The organism is Streptomyces capparidis, from assembly GCF_054782095.1.
This window is the reverse complement of record NZ_BAAGTD010000006.1, coordinates 169,938-186,200: the sequence shown is the minus strand read 5'-3', so window position 1 is coordinate 186,200 and position 16,263 is coordinate 169,938. Positions and strand designations below refer to the sequence as shown.

The following is a 16,263-nucleotide window of genomic DNA, read 5'->3' as shown; positions in this document are numbered from 1 at the left end:
GCCCACCGGGGCGGACACCCGGCCCGCCCCCGCCCGGCGGGCCCCCTCGCGCGCCGGTCCGCCGGTGACCCGCCGCCGCTGTGCCGGCGGGCCCGGGGACGCCTCCGGTGCCGGCCCATGCCTGCTTCCTCCTGCGGTGAGACGACTACGCCGGGCCCGTCGGCCCGGGGACGGGCCGAGTGCCATGACCACCAGTGACCTCCCGGCGATGCCCGCGGCGCCGCCCGCGCCGCGCACCTCCTCCCAGGGCGACGCTCCCGGCGGCGACCCCTCCGGCAGCGACTTCGCCGCCCTGTCCCGGCGCGTCGCCGCGGCGGGGCTGCTGCGGCGGCGGCCGGGCTACTACGCGGCCCGGATCGGCGGCGTCGGCGCCCTGTACGCGGGGACGTGGACGGCCTTCGCGCTGCTCGGCGACTCGTGGTGGCAGTTGCTCCTCGCCGCCGTGCTGGGCGTGGTGTTCGCCCAGGTCGCCCTCGTCGCCCACGACCTCGCCCACCGCCAGGTGTTCCGGCTGCGGCGCCCCAGCGAGACCGCCGGGCGCATCGCCGGGAACCTGTGCGTGGGCATGAGCTACGGATGGTGGCAGGACAAGCACACCCGCCACCACGCCAACCCCAACCACGAGGACCTCGACCCGGACCTCGAACCGGACTTCCTGGTCTGGTCGGCGCGGCAGGCCCGGGCCGCCCGCGGCCCGGCGCGGTGGATCGGGGCCCGCCAGGCGTACTGGTTCTTCCCGCTGCTCCTCCTCGAAGGAGTGAACCTGCACGTCGCCGGGGTCAAGGCGCTGTTCAGGCGGTCGCTGCGGCGGCGGGGCACCGAGGCGCTGCTGCTCGGCGTGCACGCCGCGGGCTACGCGGCCGCGCTGCTGCTGGTCCTGCCGCCCGGCAAGGCGCTGCTCTTCCTCGTCGTCCACCAGGCGGTCTTCGGCGTCTACCTGGGCTGCGCCTTCGCCCCCAACCACACGGGCATGCCCACCCTGACCGGCGACGACCGGCCGGACTTCCTGCGCCGGCAGGTGCTCACCTCCCGCAACATCAGCGGCGGGCGCCTGACCGACCTGGCCCTGGGCGGCCTGAACCACCAGATCGAGCACCACCTGTTCCCCAGCATGCCCACCCCCCACCTGCGCCGCGCCCGCCCGATCGTCCAGGCGTACTGCGCCGAGCTCGGCGTCGCCTACACCGAGACCGGGCTGCTCGCCTCGTACGGTCAGGCCCTGCGGCACCTGCACGCCGCCGGGGCGCCGCTGCGCGCCGGCTGAGCCCCCGCGCGGCTCCACCCGGAGAGCCGAACCGCCGACCGCCCCGGTCCGGCGGGCTCCGGCGTCCCCACGGACGGCGGGAGCGGAATCGCTGGTGCCCGCTCGGGAAGAAGGCGAGAATGCGGAGTCTGCCGAACAGGGGGGACACGCCGGTGACCGGGAAGCGCCCTGACCCGGAGCTGCTGGCGGCGCTCTTCGCCTGCCTGGACACGGGCGTGTACGCCGTCGACGGGCACGGCCGGGTGATCGCCTGCAACCCGAGCGCCGAGCGGCTCCTGGGCCACGGGGCGGGGGCGCTGCTCGGCCGGGACGCCGACGAGGCGCTCGACCCCGGGCCGGGCGGCCCGCGCGGACTGCCGGACCGGTTGGCGCCGGGCACCGGGGAGCAGCGGACCGGCGGCGACCGGGGCGCGCTGCGGCGGGCCGACGGCACACCGCTGGCCGTGTGGTGGACGGCGTCCCCGCTGCCGCTGGGCCCGGGCCGGGCGCCGGGCGCGGTGGTGGTGTTCCACGACGCCAGCGAGGAGTGGGCGCGCGACGCGCGGCGGGAGCACCGGTTCGCGCGCAGCGAGACGGTCCGCAAGCAGGCCCAGGACGACCTGGCCGAGGTCAGGTGGCTCAGCGAGCTCACCCTCGCCCTGGTGACGGGACTGGAGACCGGGGAGGGCCCGGCGCGGGTGACGCGGCTGCTGGTCCGGCGCCTGGCGGACGCCGCGGTGCTGGACCTGGCCGAGTCGCCCGGCCGCGTCCACCGCGCGGCCTGGGCCCACCGCACCCCCGGGGCCGTGCCCCCGGGCGCCGTGCCGGACCCCCCGCCGACCCACGCCGAGGACTCCACCGCCGCGCTGGCCCGCGTGCTGAGCGGGGCGAGCACCCGGCACCTGACCGCCGCGACCGCCGCGCCGCCCGGCGAGCGGGACCCCCTGGTCCTGGCCACCGCCGACCTGCTCACCGCCCTGGACGCCCGCGAGGCCCTGATCGTGCCGCTGCGGCTGCGCGACGTCACCCTCGGCGCCTTCACCCTCACCCGCGGCCCCGGCAGCCCGCCGTTCAGCGACGCCGACCGCCTGCTGGCCGAGGAGGTCGCCCGCCGCACGGCGCTCGGCCTGGACAACGCCCGGCTGCACACCCAGCAGGCCGGGATCGCCGCGACCCTGCAACGCGCCCTGCTCACCGACCTGCCCGCCGTCACCGGCCTGGAACTGGCCGCCCACTACCAGCCCGCGGGCCACGCCGCCGAGGTCGGCGGCGACTGGTACGACGCGTTCGAGCTGCCCGGCGGCGACCTGGCCGTCGTCGTCGGCGACGTCACCGGCCACGACATCCGCGCCGCCGCGAGGATGGGGGAGCTGCGCAACATGCTGCGGGCCCTGGCCGTGGACCGGCCCGGCGAGGACCCCGGGGCCGTGCTGCGCCGCCTGGACATCGCGCAGGCCCAGTTGGGCCTGGCCGACACCGCCACCGCTGTGCTCGCCCGCCTCCACCCGCGGGACGACGGCACCTGGCACCTGACCTGGTCCGCCGCGGGCCACCCGCCGCCGCTCCTGCTCGGCCCGGGCGGCCGGGCCCGGTACCTCACCGAGGGCCACGCCATGCTCATAGGGGTGCGCCCCGGCACCCCCCGCCCCGTCGCCTCACTGCCGCTGCCACCCGGCTCCACCGTGCTGCTGTACACCGACGGGCTGGTGGAGTCCCGCCTCCAGGACCTGGACACCGGCATGCACCGCCTGCGCCGCCACGCCGCGGCCCGCGACGCCGAGCCGCTGGGCCGCCTGTGCGCCGCACTCGCGGGCGCCCTCGGCGACACCCGCGACGACATCACGCTCATCGCCGTCCGCGTGCCGCCGCCGGCCCCGGCCGGACACGTCACCGCCTAGGCGGGCGTCCCGCGGCCGGTCAGGGGGCGGGACGCGGCGCGGACAGCTCCCCCGCGCGCTCGTCGGACCGTTCCGCGGCGTCGTCGGTCCGCTCCCGCGGCTCGAAGGAGCCGGGCAGCCCCGGGGTGCGGGAGGTGTCCACGGACAGGTGGAGCAGGGTGCCGGTGCCCTCCTCGCCCACGGGGTAGCTGCGCTGCTCCGTGCTGGCGAACCAGGCGCGCAGCAGTTGCGCCACCGCCCGCGCCACGTCCGGGGACGCGGCGGTGATGCGCACCTCGGCGACACCGGGTGCGGGCAGGGACCGGTCGTGGGTCACGTGAGCCTCCATGGGGGTGGGGGAGCGCCGGCTGCTCGCGGACAGGGCCGTCCCCGTCACACCCGACGGGAGCGGACGCGGCCGCCGCGGGACCGCCGCCCGCGGCGGTCCCCGCCGGTGCCGGGGCCGTCCGCGGCGGGGCCGGTCCCGTCGCCCATGGGGGCCGGTGGCTCCGCCCGCCTGCCGCGCAGGCCCCGGAAGAACCGGCTGTAGCGGAACTCGGCGATGCGCTCGGCGTGCTGGACGTTCAGCCGGTGGATGACGAAGGCGCCCAGCGCGATCAGGGCCAGGAGCACGGCCACGGTGACGAAGGTCTCCACGGTGGTCCCTCACCTCCTCTTCCCCGGGGCGGCTCCCGCGGCCCCGGGCACGGGCTCGGGCACGGCGGCGGACGCGCCGCGGCCGCCCTCCGACTCCCACACCGACTCCCGGTCGGCGTCGGCCGCCGCGGTGCCTCCCGCCGCGGCCATCAGCAGGCCCGCGCCGAGCCTGTTGCCCGGCTCGGTGGCCGCGGCCATCAGCCGGCGGGCGGTGTCCGGTTCCGTCTCCGGCGGTATGACCAGCAGGTCCCAGCGGCCCACGGCGTACGAGCGCAGCAGCGCCTGGTGCGCGTTGAGTTCCGGCCCGAACCAGCCCACCTTCACCAGGTGCCCGGTGGCCGGCACCTGCCGGGGCAGGGCCGACCACAGCGACGGGTTCACCGCGATCCGGGTGATCCGGCCCCACCGGCGGTCCAGCTCGTCGGTCAGCGCGGGCAGTTCGGCGGCGAGGTCGCGGGAGCGGGGCCACCAGGCGCCGTCCAGCGGGCCCGCGGCCGTGGCCGCGAGGCGCAACCTCAGCGGCCCCGTTCCCGCGCGCTCCGCGCCCGCCGGAGCGGTGTTCTTCGGTCGTTCGGCCACCGTCGGTCGTCCGGCCGGTGTCCGTCGTTCGGTCACGCTCATGGCGCGCGCCCGTCTCCGGGCGGAGTCTCGCCGCCCGGTGTCCACTTCGCCGGGAACGACGCCGGCGCGGAAGCCGGCGTACGAGGTGCCCTCGGCGTCCTCAACCCTACTCCGGTGGCGGCGGCGGTGGCGGTGACGGCGGGGGCGCCCGCCGTGTACCGGCCACCGTCCCGCCCGAGCTTTCGCACGGCACCTCGCGCCGGGAGGTGTGAGGCGCGGCTGCGGGGGGAGCCGGAACGTCCGGCGGGCGCCGCCCCGGTGCCCCCTGACCGATCGAGGCGATCGCCATGACGGACACGACCACCCGCACCAAGGCCACCAGGGCGGACCCCGAGGAAGGCGGGACCGCGCTGCCGGGCCGCAGGGGCGCCGACGCCCCCGCCGCGACACGGGGGAGGACCACCATCGCGAGCGGGGTGGTGGCCAAGATCGCCGGGATGGCCGCCCGCGAGGTGCCCGGCATCCACAACCTGGGCGCCGGGATGGCGCGGGCCTTCGGAGCGGTGCGCGAACGCGTCCCCGGCGGCGGTGGCGGCGGCGTCACCCGCGGGGTGAAGGTCGAGGTGGGGGAGCGCCAGGCGGCCGTGGACCTGGACGTCGTCGTCGAGTACGGCGCGTCGGTCGTGGACGTCGGCCGGGACGTGCGCACCAACGTGATCGGCGCCGTGGAGCGGATGACGGGCCTGGAGGTCGTCGAGGTGAACATCGCCGTCGGCGACGTGCACCTGCCCGACGAGGAGGAGGAGTCCGAAGGAGAGGAGGGCCGGGTGAGGTGACCCGCGGGGCGGCGGGGCGGCGGGGCGCCCGCGGCGGGCGGCGCCGCCCCGGACGCGGCCGCGCGCGGCGCGGAGTATCGTCGGAAGCGTCCGGGAACGTCCCGGTCCGCGCCGGTGCGCACGCCGGAGGCACGCCGGGCCCGCAGCACGGCCCGGAGAGACAGGGCCGCACCATGACGAGCGCCGGTCTCCCCCCGGAGGAGGCCCTGAGCGCGCCGACCTCCCCGTCGTCGGGGCCGCTGCGGCTGCGCGTCGCCCTGGAGCCGGAGTCCGCCCACCCCGGCCGGCTCGCCGGTGTGTGGTGGCCCTACTCCCGCGACCTCACCCGGGAGCTGCCCCTCCTGGAGGCGATGCTCGACCGCCGCCAGGGCCGCATCCGCCGCGCCGGGGTGGCCAGGACACGGCTGCCGTGCCCGCGCGGCAACCCCCTCCCGCCCGGCCGTCCGGCGCGCCGCGCACCGCTGGGCGTCCCCCTGTTCTCCTACCGCGTCGGCCGCTGGGACCTGCTGGTCATCCCACCGGAGACCGACCCGGCCACCGCCACCGCCCTGCTGGCGGCGGTGAGCCGCGCCGCGTCCCGCCGGCCGCGAAGGCGCCGCTGAGCCCGCACCGCCCGCACCGCCGCCGCGGCCCCGCACCGGGCACCGCCGCCGCGGCGCCCGGTTCCCCGAACGCCGGACGCGGCCCGCCCGGCGGGAGGACAATCCCGGCCATGGCCATCGACTACCGCAAGCGCCCCGGAGCCGGCGACCGCCCGCCGCCCGGGGCGTCCGCCGCCATCAGCCAGGAGCGGGTCGCCGCCCGGGCCCCGGGGCTGGTCAGCCTCTACAAGGCGGCCGCGGTCTCCCTGGCCAAGCACCGGGTCGGCGGGCAGCGGGCCGCGGTGTACCTGGTCCTGGACCGCTCCGGGAGCATGCGCCCGTACTACCGCGACGGTTCGGTGCAGCACCTGGCGGAGCAGACCCTCGCCCTCGCCGCCCACCTGGACGACGACGGCGTCGTGCCGGTCGTCTTCTTCTCCACGGGCATCGACGGCACCGCGGAGATCGGCCTGGACGACCACCGGGACCGGATCAACCCCCTGCACGAGTCGCTTGGGCACATGGGGCGCACCAACTACCACGTCGCCATGCAGGCCGTCATCGACCACCACCGGTCGTCCGGGGCCGCCGCCCCGGCGTTCGTGGTCTTCCAGACCGACGGCTCCCCCACCTCCAAGGCCGCGGCGGAGCACGTGCTGTGCACGGCCGCGACGCTGCCGATCTTCTGGCAGTTCATCGGCTTCGGCAGCGACGAGTTCCGCTTCCTGCGCCGGCTGGACGAGCTGCCGGTGCCGGGCCGGCGCGTCGTGGACAACGCCGGGTTCTTCGCCGCAGGACCGACGCCGGGGGCCCACTCCGACGCCGACCTGTACGACCGGCTGCTCCACGAGTTCCCCCACTGGCTGACCGCCGCCCGCGCCGCCGGGATCGTGCGGGGCTGAGGCGCGCGCGGGGCGGGCGGCTCCGTTCACCGCGCGGGCGGCTCCGCCACCCCCGTGACGTCGTCGCCGTCCGCCTCGTCCGCGTCCCGCGGTGTGCCGCGGGTGAACTCCGCGGTGAACGCCGGCTCGCCGAGGGCCCCGCGCGCCGCGGCGGCGATCCGGTCCACGTCGCCCCGCTCGGCCTCGGGCAGCGGCGCGCCCACCGCGTCGCGGAGCCGGGCCGCCGCGCCCAGCAGCCGGGCGGCGCGCGCCGGGTCGCCGGCCAGGGCGTGCCCGCCCGCCAGCCCCTCCAGGGCCAGGGCGACGGCCCGCGGGTCGCCCACCGCCCGCGCCGAGGCCAGGCTCTCCCGGTGCAGGCGCAGCGCGGTCGCCGCCTCGCCGCGCTGCTCGGCGGCGAAGCCCAGCTCGGCCAGGACCAGCGCCAGGCCCGGCTCCCCGTCCACGCCGCGCAGCCACGGCACCCACTTCGTCAGATGGGCGTCCACCAGCTCGTACTCGCCGCGACGGCGGGCGCTCAGCGCCAGGCCCATCTCGGCGAAGTGCTCGGCGACCCGGTCGGACTGCCTGGCGGCCATCTGCAAAGCCCGCCGGTGCAGGTCGTCGGCCGCCGCCAGGTCCCCGGCGAGGAGGGCGAGCCGGCCCAGGCCGGACAGCCGGAACGACGCCTCGCCCCACAGCGCCAGCTCCTCGGCCGTCCGCAGCCCCTCGCGGTGCAGTCGCGCCGCCAGGGCGTAGTCGCCGTCGATCTCCGCCAGCTCGGCGCGGGTGTTGGTGGCCCGCAGCAGCCCCCAGCGGTCGCCGGCCTCCCGGAACAGCGCCTCGCCTTCCACGGCGTCGCGCCGCGCCCGCGCCAGTTGCCCGCGGGCCCGCCCGACCGTGGCCCGCAGGGTCAGCGCGGCCGCGACACCCCACCGGTCCCGCTGCTCCCGGAAGTCCTCCAGGGCGCGGTCCAGCAGCTCGGCGGTGGTGGCCAGGTCCGCGAAGCCGCGCCGGGTCCAGCTCAGGAACCACAGCGCCCTGGCCCGTTGCCGCGGATCGGTGATCTCCTCGTACGGGGCGAGCGCGGCGCGCGCCACCGGGTCGGCGCCGTAACCGGCCGGCAGCGCCATGCCCGCCCGCCAGACGGCGGCCCGCGGGTCGGCGCGCAGCCCGAGCGCCTCGTCCAGTGACCGGCAGGCCTCGGTGAGGCGCCCGCGCAGGAACCAGTACCAGGCGAGCGCGACGGCCAGCCGCACGGCGGTGTCGCCGTCCCGGGCCCGCACCGCCCACGCGAACGCGGCCCGCAGGTTGGCCCGCTCCCGGTCCAGTCGCGCGAGCCACTCCCGCTGGCCCTCCCCGTACAGGTGCGGCTCGGCGCGTTCGGCCAGGCCGAGGTGGTGGCGGGCGTGCCGCTCGTGCAGCGCGGCGCTCTCGCCCGCCTCCCGCAGACGCTCCAGGCAGTACGCCCGGACGGACTCCAGCAGCCGGTAGCGCACCCCGCCGCCCCCGGGTGCGGCGGGCTCCGCGGCGACCAGGGACCGGTCCACCAGCCGGGCCAGCACATCGACGACGTCGACCCCGTCCTCCGCCGCGACCTCCTCGGCCGCCTCCAGGGTGAACCCGTCCACGTGCACGCCGAGCCTGCGCAGCACCACGCGCTCCGGTCCGGACAGCAGCCGCCAGCTCCAGTCGATCACCGCGCGGAGCGTCTGCTGCCGGGCCGGGGCGCCGCGCCGGCCCGCGGTCAGCACCCGGAACCGGTCGTCCAGCCGGGCGGCCAGCTCCTGGACGCCGAGCGCGCGCACCCGCGCGGCGGCGAGCTCCAGGGCGAGGGGGATGCCGTCCAGGCGGCGGCAGATCGCGGTCACCGCCGCCGCGTTGCCCCGGTCCAGGGCGAAGCCGGGGACGGCGTCGGCGGCGCGCGCCACGAACAGCTCCACCGCGGGGGAGCCCGCCGCCCGGGCGGGATCGGCGTCCTCCCCGGGCAGCGCGAGCGGCGGCACCGGCCACACCCGCTCCCCGGCCACGCCCAGCGGCTCGCGGGACGTGGCCAGGATCCGCAGCCGCGGCGCGGCGCGCAGCAGCGCCTCGGCCAGCGCGGCCACCGGCCCGACCACGTGCTCGCAGTTGTCCAGCACCAGCAGCGGGTCCCGGTCCCGCAGCGCGGCGGTGAGCCGGTCCTCGACGGTGCCGGGCGGGGCCGGGGCGGTGTCGTCGCGGATGCCGAGGACGGACGCCACCGCCTCGGCGACCGCCGCGGGGGAGCCGTCGGCGGCCGGGGGGAGCCCGGCCAGCTCGACCAGCCAGGCGCCCTCGGCGGACGCGCTCCCGCCCGGGTCGCGGGCGGCCGCCAGGGCCAGCCGCGTCTTGCCGACCCCGCCCGGCCCGGTCAGCGTGACCAGGCGCCGCTCCGCCGCGAGCAGCGCCCGGATGCCGGCCACCGCCTCCGCGCGGCCGACCAGCGGCACCAGCGACGCGGGCAGGTTGGAGCGCGGCCCCGGGGCGGGGGGCGCGGCGGGTGCCCGGCGCGCGGGCGCCGGGCCAAGCGCCGGGTCCTGCCGCAGGATCGCCCGGTGCAGCGCCACCAGCTCGGGGCCGGGGTCGAGGCCGAGCTCGTCCGCCAGGCGCTCCCGCAGCGCGGCGTACGCCGCCAGCGCCTCGCTCGGCCGGCCCGCCCGGTACAGGGCGCGCAGGTGCGCCGCGCACAGCCGCTCCCGCAGGGGGTGGCGCGCCACCAGCTCCCCGAGCTCGCCCGCCAGCACCGCGTGCTCCCCCAGGTCGAGCCGCGCCTCCGCCCGCGCCTCCACGGCGGCCAGCCGCTCCTCCTCCAGCCGGGCCGCCGCCGACGCGGCGAACTCCTCGTCGGCGAAGTCGGCGTAGGCCGGGCCCCGCCACAGCGCCAGCGCCTCGCCCAGCAGCGCGGCGCGCTCCCGCGGGTCGCCGGCCGCCGCGGCCCGCCCGGCCAGCGCGCGGAACCCGCGGGCGTCCACCGCGTCACCGTCGAGCCGCAGCAGGTAGCCGGGCGGCTGGGTGACCACCAGCTCCCGTCCGCCGGGCTCGGCGTCCGCCAGGGCGCGGCGCAACTGGGACACCCTGGCCTGGAGGGCGTTGGCCGGGTTGCGGGGCGGGCGGCGCCCCCACAGGTCCTCGATCAGCCGGTCCGTGGACACCGGGTGACCGTCGTGGGTGAGCAGATCGGCCAGCAGCGCGCGGACCTTCGCCTCGGGGACCGGCACCGGTCTGCCGTCGTCCGTCCACACGGCCAGCGGGCCGAGCACCCCGAAGCGCACACGCGCAGGCTACCCGACCCCGCGGGACGCGCCCCGAAGCCGGCCCGAAGCGGACCGGCAGCGGACCCGAAGCGCCCCGCCCCAAGGTGGAGCCGTCACCCCGACAGCGAACGACACCAGGAGCGACCATGCACGGCGACACCGTCCTCAGCCGCGAGTTCCGCCTCGCCTCCCGCCCGGTCGGCGAGCCCCGGCCGGAGAACTTCGAACTGGCCGTCACCGAGGTGCCCCGGCCGGGCGAGGGCCAGATCCTGGTCCGCAACACCTGGATGTCCGTGGACCCCTACATGCGGGGCCGCATGGACGACGCCGAGTCCTACATCGCGCCGTTCGCGCTCGGCGCCCCGCTGGAGGGCAGCGCGATCGGCGAGGTGGTCGCCTCCACCGTCGAGGCCGTGCCCGTGGGAGCGACCGTCGCGCACTTCCTGGGGTGGCGCGAGTACGCCCTGCTGGACGCCGCCGCGGCCACCGTCGTGGACACGGACCTGGCCCGCCCGCAGGACTACCTGGGCGCGCTCGGCCCCACCGGCCTGACCGCCTACCTCGCGGTCACCGACATCACCCGGGTGCGGGAGGGCGACGTGGTGTTCGTCTCCGGCGCGGCCGGCGCCGTCGGCAGCGTCGCCGGCCAACTGGCCCGCCTGTTCGGGGCCAAGAAGGTGATCGGCTCCGCCGGCGGGCCGCGCAAGACCAGGACCGTGGTGGAGACCTTCGGCTTCGACGCCGCCCTGGACCACCGGGCCGGATCGGTGGCGGACCAGCTCGCGGAGCTGGCGCCCGAGGGCATCGACGTCTACATCGACAACGTCGGCGGCGACCACCTCCAGGCCGCCATCGGCGCGATCAACACCCACGGCAGGATCGCCCTGGTCGGCATGGTCAGTGGCTACAACGCCACCGAACCCGTGCCCGGCCCCACCAACCTGTACCGGGCGGCCACCCAGCGCGTCACCCTGCGCGGGGTGCTGGTCTCCGACCACCTGCACCGATTCCCCGAGTACATCGGCAAGGCCGCCGGCTGGCTCGCCGAGGGCAGCCTGCGCACCGAGGAGACCGTCGTGGACGGCCTCGAACAGGCCCCCGGCGCCCTCCTCGGCGTCCTGCGTGGCGCCAACACCGGCAAGATGCTCGTCCGCCTGGGCATCTGAGCCCCCCGCCGCACCGGCTGCGACACTGGCCCGATGCTGCTGCCTCCCGAGAAGACCCTGTTCGTCCGGGGCGCCACCCCCCTGCTCCTGCTCTCCGGCGCCCCCGTCCACGACGCCCTCCCGCCGCTGACCGCCCCCGCGGAACGGGCACCCCGGTGCGAGGGGTGGACGCTCGTCCCCCGCCTCACCGTGTGCGTGGTGGACGGCCCAGGGGACCTGGGAGTGCTCGTGCCCGCTCTCACCGCGCCCGTGCTCCACGAGGGCGGCGAGGGCGGCATGGCCGGCTGGTGCGCCGACGCCGAGCGGGCCGGGGGCGCGGTGGTGGCCTGCGTGGACGCCCTGCCGGAGACCCTCGACCGGGACCGCCCGCCGGGCGGCGGCACGGCCCGCGGCGGCTTCGTGCCCCTCTTGGCCTGACGGGGCGGCGGTCCGGCGGCGGCGGCCCTGCCCGGCGGCGGGGGCCGGCCCGTCACGGCAGCGGCGGGCGGCGCGGCATGTGCGCGCCGTCCGCCGCCGTCGTGCCGTGCTCCCAGCCCGCCTCGTCCGTCACCCCGCGCACCCGCGTCCGCGTCGTCTCGGGGAACATCCGCTCCGCGTGGTCGGCGACCGCCACCTCGCGGGACGCCAGCACCGGCAGCGCCTCCTCGGCGGCGGTGACGCTCCCGCTCGCCGCCGCCAGCCGCTCCCCGAGCCGGGACGCGTACGCCATCAGGAACGACTGCCGGAACGTCTTGGTGCGCCTGCGCCCGCCCGCGCGCTGCCTGGCCTCCTCCCGGGTCAGCGCCGTCATCCCCTGCACCAGCAGCGAGGTGTACAGCAGCTCCACCCCCTCCAGGTCCGCCTCGAAGCCGACCACGGTGGAGAAGCCGAACGCGCTGTTCCACACCGCGCGGCAGCGGTTGGCGGAGGCGACGGCGTCCAGCAGGATCGCCTTGGCCGTCTCGTACGGCGAGTCCACGCCGATCCGGCACGCGGTGGGCGCGTCCCCCCGGTGCGCCCGCGCCGCGAGCAGCGCCTCGTCCACGCTGTACCGCGCCATCAGCTCCTGCGCCTTGGCGGTGAGCGCCTCGGCCTCCGGCGGGTAACCCGTCGCCTCCGCCTTGGCGAGCAGCGCGCGGATCCGCGTCAGCACCCGCGGCTCCCCGGCCGCGGGCGGCAGGTGCGGGGTGGTGCCGGGGGCCGGCCCCACCGGCTCCACGGAGGGCAGCCGGACCAGCAGCCGGTACACCTCCAGCAGCGCCGAGGCCCGGGAGAACCGGTCGGCGCGGTACGGCTCCCCCGCCAGCTCCCGCACCTGGGCGTCCCACCGGGGCGGCAGCACCTCGTACCGCCCCACCTGCGAGACGATCAGCTCCGCGACCAGTCGCCGGTGCGCCTCGCCCAGGTCGCGCCGCACCAGCCGTACCACGTCCGCGGGCTGCCAGCCCCGCTCCCAGGCCAGGCGCACGAACTCCTCGCCGCGCCGCCGGAGCTCGCCGTCGGCGCCCGGGTCGGCGGCGAGCAGCGAGGCCCCGGCGTCGAGCTCCGCGTCGCCGTCCGCGTACAGCGCGACGGCGAAAGCCCGCTCCACCGTGCTCACCGGCCTGCCTCCTCCCGGGTGTCCCGCACCGATGATCCCAGGCGCGGCGGAGCGCGGCGCACCGGCCGCATCCGCCCGCGCGGCCACCGGGCACGCCGCCGCGCCCGGTGACCGCGGAGCCCGCGAGGGCCGCCCGTCAGGCGCCGACGTAGGCCGCGAGGTGCTCGCCGGTCAGGGTGGAGCGGGCGGCGACGAGGTCGGCGGGGGTGCCCTCGAAGACGATCCGGCCGCCGTCGTGCCCGGCGCCCGGACCCAGGTCGATGATCCAGTCGGCGTGCGCCATCACCGCCTGGTGGTGCTCGATGACGATCACCGACTTGCCGGAGTCCACCAGCCGGTCGAGCAGCCCGAGCAACTGCTCCACGTCGGCCAGGTGCAGGCCGGTCGTCGGCTCGTCCAGGACGTAGACGCCGCCCTTCTCCGCCATGTGGGTGGCCAGCTTCAGCCGCTGCCGCTCGCCGCCGGACAGCGTGGTGAGCGGCTGGCCCAGGCTGAGGTAGCCGAGCCCGACGTCCGCGAGCCGGCGCAGGACGGCGTGCGCGGCCGGGGTGCGCGCCTCGCCGGCGCCGAAGAACTCCTCCGCCTCGGTCACCGACATCGCCAGCACCTCGCTGATGTCCCGGCCGCCGAGCCGGTGGTGCAGCACCGACGCCTGGAACCGCTTCCCCTCGCACTCCTCGCAGGTGGTGGCGACACCGGCCATCATCGCCAGGTCGGTGTAGATGACCCCGGCGCCCTTGCAGTGCGGGCAGGCGCCCTCGGAGTTGGCGCTGAACAGCGCGGGCTTGACCCCGTTGGCCTTCGCGAACGCCTTGCGGATCGGGTCGAGCAGCCCGGTGTACGTCGCCGGGTTGCTGCGCCGCGAGCCGCGGATCGCGCCCTGGTCGATCGACACCACACCCATGCCGGCCGCCTCCGCCTGCGCGGGCAGCGACCCGTGGATCAGCGAGCTCTTGCCGGACCCGGCCACCCCGGTGACGACGACCAGCACCCCGAGCGGGATGTCCACGTCCACGTCGCGCAGGTTGTGCGTGGCCGCCCCGCGGATCGGCAGGGTGCCGGTGGGCGTGCGCACCGTCTCCTTCGGCGCGGCCCGGTCGTCGAGGTGGCGGCCGGTGAGGGTGCCGCTGGCCCGCAGCCCCTCGACGGTGCCCTCGAAGCAGACGGTGCCGCCCGCCGCGCCCGCGCCGGGGCCGAGGTCCACGACGTGGTCGGCGATCGCGATCGTCTCCGGCTTGTGCTCCACCACGAGCACCGTGTTGCCCTTGTCCCGCAGCCGCAGCAGCAGGTTGTTCATCCGCTGGATGTCGTGCGGGTGCAGGCCGGTGGTGGGCTCGTCGAAGACGTAGGTGACATCGGTGAGCGAGGACCCGAGGTGGCGGATCATCTTGGTGCGCTGCGCCTCGCCGCCCGACAGCGTGCCCGAGGGCCGGTCCAGCGAGAGGTAGCCGAGACCGATCTCCACGAACGAGTCCAGGGTCTGCTGGAGGGTGCCGAGCAGCGGCGCCACCGACGGCGCCGCCAGGCCGCGGACCCACTCGGCCAGGTCGCTGATCTGCATCGCGCAGGCGTCGGCGATGTTGACGCCGTTGATCCGCGAGGCACGGGCGGCCTCGTTGAGCCGGCTGCCGCCGCACTCGGGGCAGGCGGTGAAGGTGACCGCCCGGTCCACGAACGCCCGCAGATGCGGTTGCAGCGCCTCCCGGTCCTTGGACAGGAAGGACTTCTGGACCCGGGGGACCAGCCCCTCGTAGGTCATGTTGATGCTCTCGATCTTCACCTTGGTCGGCCCGCGGTACAGGAAGTCCTGGAGCTCCGCCTCGGTGTAGTCGCGGATCGGCTTGTCCGGGTCGAGGAAGCCCGACCCGATGAAGGTCCGCACCAGCCAGCCGTCCGCGGTGTAGCCGGGGACGGTGATCGCGCCCTCGGCGAGCGACTTGCTGTCGTCGTAGAGCCGGCTCAGGTCGATGTCGGTGACGCTGCCCATGCCCTCGCAGCGCGGGCAGGCCCCGGCGGGCACGTTGAAGCTGTAGTGGAACGCCGGCCCGGCGCTCGGCTCCCCGAGCCGGCTGAAGACGATCCGCAGCATCGCGTGGGCGTCGGTGGCGGTGCCGACGGTGGAGCGGGAGTTGGCGCCCATCCGCTCCTGGTCGACGACGATCGCCGTGGTCAGCCCCTCCAGCAGATCGACCTCCGGCCGCGCCAGCGCCGGCATGAAGCCCTGCACGAACGCGCTGTAGGTCTCGTTGATCAGCCGCTGCGACTCCGCGGCGATCGTGCCGAACACCAGCGAGCTCTTGCCCGAGCCGGACACGCCGGTGAACACCGTCAGCCGGCGCTTGGGTATCTCGACGCTGACGTCCTTGAGGTTGTTCTCCCGCGCCCCCTGCACGCGGATCAGATCGTGGCTGTCGGCGGTGTGCGACGCGGGCGATCGCGTGTCTTCCGTCCCCGTGGCCGTGCTCATCGTGTCTCCATCCGTTGGGCGGGCCGCGCTCGCGGTCTCCGCCGGCATCGCCCGGCTCGATCTGACGAACCTCGAACAGTCGCGTGCGGTCCCGCCGCGAAGGCTCGCGGCGCCCGGGGGTCCCCGCCCGCCGGGCGCCGCGGGGGCCCGCCGGGGCGTCGGACCGGCCGGCGGCCGCGGCGCGTCGGCGCGCGGCCGGGCATCTCGTTCACCCCGCGGCCGGCCGGGCTCGGCGCGGGGCCGCCGACAGGGTAGCGCCCGGCCCGCGGGTCAGGGGTTCACTGCTCGCGGGCCTGGCTGAGCCGCACCATGTTGCCCGAGGGGTCGCGGAAGGCGCAGTCGCGGACGCCGTACGGCTGGTCGGTGGGCTCCTGGAGCACCTCGGCGCCGGCGGCGCGGACGCGCTCGAAGGCGGCGTCGCAGTCGTCGGTCCGGAAGATCACTCCGCGCAGCAGGCCCTTCGCCAGCAGCTCCGCCACGGCCCGGCGGTCGGCGGGCGAGGCGTTGGGGTCCGCCAGCGGCGGTTCGAGGACGATGTCCACGTCCGGCTGGGCCGGCGACCCGACGGTCACCCAGCGCATCCCCTCGAACCCGACGTCGTTGCGCACCTGAAGGCCCAGGGCGTCCCGGTAGAAGGCGAGCGCCTCGTCGTGGTCGTGGACGGCGATGAAGCATTGGGAGAGGTTGATGTCCATGCCCGTCACGCTAGGGGCGGGGGCGCGGACCTGGCTTCTCCATTCCTGACCGGTCGCGTGTGGATCTTGGCGACGCAGGCCGGGACGGCGGCGCCCTCGTCGTGGCAGCGGGCCCGGTACGCGCTCGGGCTGACGCCGACCAGCTCGGTGAACCGCGAGCTGAACGACCCCAGCGAGGTGCAGCCCACCGCGAAGCAGACCTCCGTCACCGACAGGTCGCCCCGCCGCAGCAGCGCCTTGGCCCGCTCGATGCGCCGCGTCATCAGGTAGCTGTACGGCGTCTCCCCGAAGGCGGCGCGGAAGCTGCGGGCGAAGTGGCCCGTGGACATCAGGGCCACCCGCGCCAGCGCCGGCACGTCCAGCGGCTGCGCGTAGTCGCGGTCCATCAGGTCACGGGCCCGGCGCAGCCGGACGAGGTCCTCCAACGACGTCACCCGGCCACCCTCCC

At 77.2% G+C, this 16,263-nt stretch carries 15 protein-coding genes; 7 read left to right on the top strand and 8 right to left on the bottom strand.

Going from position 1 to position 16,263, the window contains the following annotated elements; translation table 11 throughout:
• The first annotated feature begins 184 nt into the window (after positions 1-184).
• Both ACYVO2_RS07955 and ACYVO2_RS07950 read left to right on the top strand, forming a co-directional pair.
• Positions 185-1,264, top strand: coding sequence for a fatty acid desaturase family protein (locus ACYVO2_RS07955; protein WP_461006903.1), 1,080 nt, complete (start codon positions 185-187; stop codon positions 1,262-1,264).
• A 152-nt stretch (positions 1,265-1,416) separates the two neighbouring features.
• Positions 1,417-3,141, top strand: a complete 1,725-nt coding sequence (locus tag ACYVO2_RS07950) for a SpoIIE family protein phosphatase (protein WP_461006902.1) — start codon at positions 1,417-1,419, stop codon at positions 3,139-3,141.
• A 19-nt stretch (positions 3,142-3,160) separates the two neighbouring features.
• Here ACYVO2_RS07950 and ACYVO2_RS07945 read toward each other — a convergent pair whose 3' ends face one another.
• From ACYVO2_RS07945 to ACYVO2_RS07935, 3 genes are read right to left on the bottom strand one after another with little or no spacing between them, the layout of a single operon-like run.
• A complete protein-coding gene (locus ACYVO2_RS07945) occupies positions 3,161-3,457 on the bottom strand; it encodes a hypothetical protein (protein ID WP_461006901.1) in 297 nt (98 codons plus the stop codon).
• A 56-nt stretch (positions 3,458-3,513) separates the two neighbouring features.
• Positions 3,514-3,777 carry a hypothetical protein gene (locus ACYVO2_RS07940; RefSeq protein ID WP_461006900.1) on the bottom strand — a complete coding sequence of 88 codons (264 nt, stop codon included), beginning with the start codon at positions 3,775-3,777 and terminating at the stop codon, positions 3,514-3,516.
• A 9-nt stretch (positions 3,778-3,786) separates the two neighbouring features.
• Positions 3,787-4,356 (bottom strand): DUF5994 family protein, encoded by a 570-nt coding sequence (locus tag ACYVO2_RS07935; protein ID WP_461006899.1) that lies wholly within the window; start codon positions 4,354-4,356, stop codon positions 3,787-3,789.
• Positions 4,357-4,685: 329 nt separating this feature from the next.
• Here ACYVO2_RS07935 and ACYVO2_RS07930 point away from each other — a divergent pair, with 329 nt between their 5' ends.
• The 3 genes from ACYVO2_RS07930 to ACYVO2_RS07920 all read left to right on the top strand — a co-directional run bounded on the left by ACYVO2_RS07930 (position 4,686) and on the right by ACYVO2_RS07920 (position 6,657).
• Positions 4,686-5,174 (top strand): Asp23/Gls24 family envelope stress response protein, encoded by a 489-nt coding sequence (locus tag ACYVO2_RS07930; protein ID WP_461006898.1) that lies wholly within the window; start codon positions 4,686-4,688, stop codon positions 5,172-5,174.
• Positions 5,175-5,347: 173 nt separating this feature from the next.
• Positions 5,348-5,776 carry a DUF5994 family protein gene (locus tag ACYVO2_RS07925; RefSeq protein WP_461006897.1) on the top strand — a complete coding sequence of 143 codons (429 nt, stop codon included), beginning with the start codon at positions 5,348-5,350 and terminating at the stop codon, positions 5,774-5,776.
• A 110-nt stretch (positions 5,777-5,886) separates the two neighbouring features.
• A complete protein-coding gene (locus tag ACYVO2_RS07920) occupies positions 5,887-6,657 on the top strand; it encodes a vWA domain-containing protein (protein ID WP_461006896.1) in 771 nt (256 codons plus the stop codon).
• Between the two features lie 26 nt (positions 6,658-6,683).
• Here ACYVO2_RS07920 and ACYVO2_RS07915 read toward each other — a convergent pair whose 3' ends face one another.
• Positions 6,684-9,926, bottom strand: a complete 3,243-nt coding sequence (locus tag ACYVO2_RS07915; RefSeq protein WP_461006895.1) for a BTAD domain-containing putative transcriptional regulator — start codon at positions 9,924-9,926, stop codon at positions 6,684-6,686.
• Positions 9,927-10,054: 128 nt separating this feature from the next.
• On the opposite strand from ACYVO2_RS07915, the gene ACYVO2_RS07910 reads away from it, so the two are divergent.
• Together ACYVO2_RS07910 and ACYVO2_RS07905 are read left to right on the top strand one after the other, a co-directional pair.
• Positions 10,055-11,074 (top strand): NADP-dependent oxidoreductase, encoded by a 1,020-nt coding sequence (locus ACYVO2_RS07910; RefSeq protein ID WP_461006894.1) that lies wholly within the window; start codon positions 10,055-10,057, stop codon positions 11,072-11,074.
• Between the two features lie 33 nt (positions 11,075-11,107).
• The gene (locus tag ACYVO2_RS07905; protein ID WP_461006893.1) at positions 11,108-11,491 is read left to right on the top strand and encodes a hypothetical protein; all 384 of its coding nucleotides are present in this window, start codon (positions 11,108-11,110) and stop codon (positions 11,489-11,491) included.
• A 52-nt stretch (positions 11,492-11,543) separates the two neighbouring features.
• On the opposite strand, the gene ACYVO2_RS07900 is transcribed toward ACYVO2_RS07905, so the two are convergent.
• From ACYVO2_RS07900 to ACYVO2_RS07885, 4 genes are all read right to left on the bottom strand, one after another.
• Positions 11,544-12,644, bottom strand: coding sequence for a DUF2786 domain-containing protein (locus ACYVO2_RS07900; protein WP_461006936.1), 1,101 nt, complete (start codon positions 12,642-12,644; stop codon positions 11,544-11,546).
• A gap of 145 nt (positions 12,645-12,789) precedes the next feature.
• On the bottom strand, positions 12,790-15,120 hold the full coding sequence (locus ACYVO2_RS07895) for an ATP-binding cassette domain-containing protein (protein ID WP_461006892.1): 2,331 nt from the start codon (positions 15,118-15,120) through the stop codon (positions 12,790-12,792).
• Between the two features lie 278 nt (positions 15,121-15,398).
• Positions 15,399-15,815: a VOC family protein gene (locus ACYVO2_RS07890; RefSeq protein ID WP_461006891.1), complete on the bottom strand. Its 417-nt coding sequence runs from the start codon at positions 15,813-15,815 to the stop codon at positions 15,399-15,401.
• A gap of 5 nt (positions 15,816-15,820) precedes the next feature.
• Entirely contained in the window at positions 15,821-16,249 is a 429-nt protein-coding gene (locus ACYVO2_RS07885) for a helix-turn-helix domain-containing protein (protein WP_461006890.1), read from the bottom strand.
• Between the last annotated feature and the right edge of the window lie 14 nt (positions 16,250-16,263).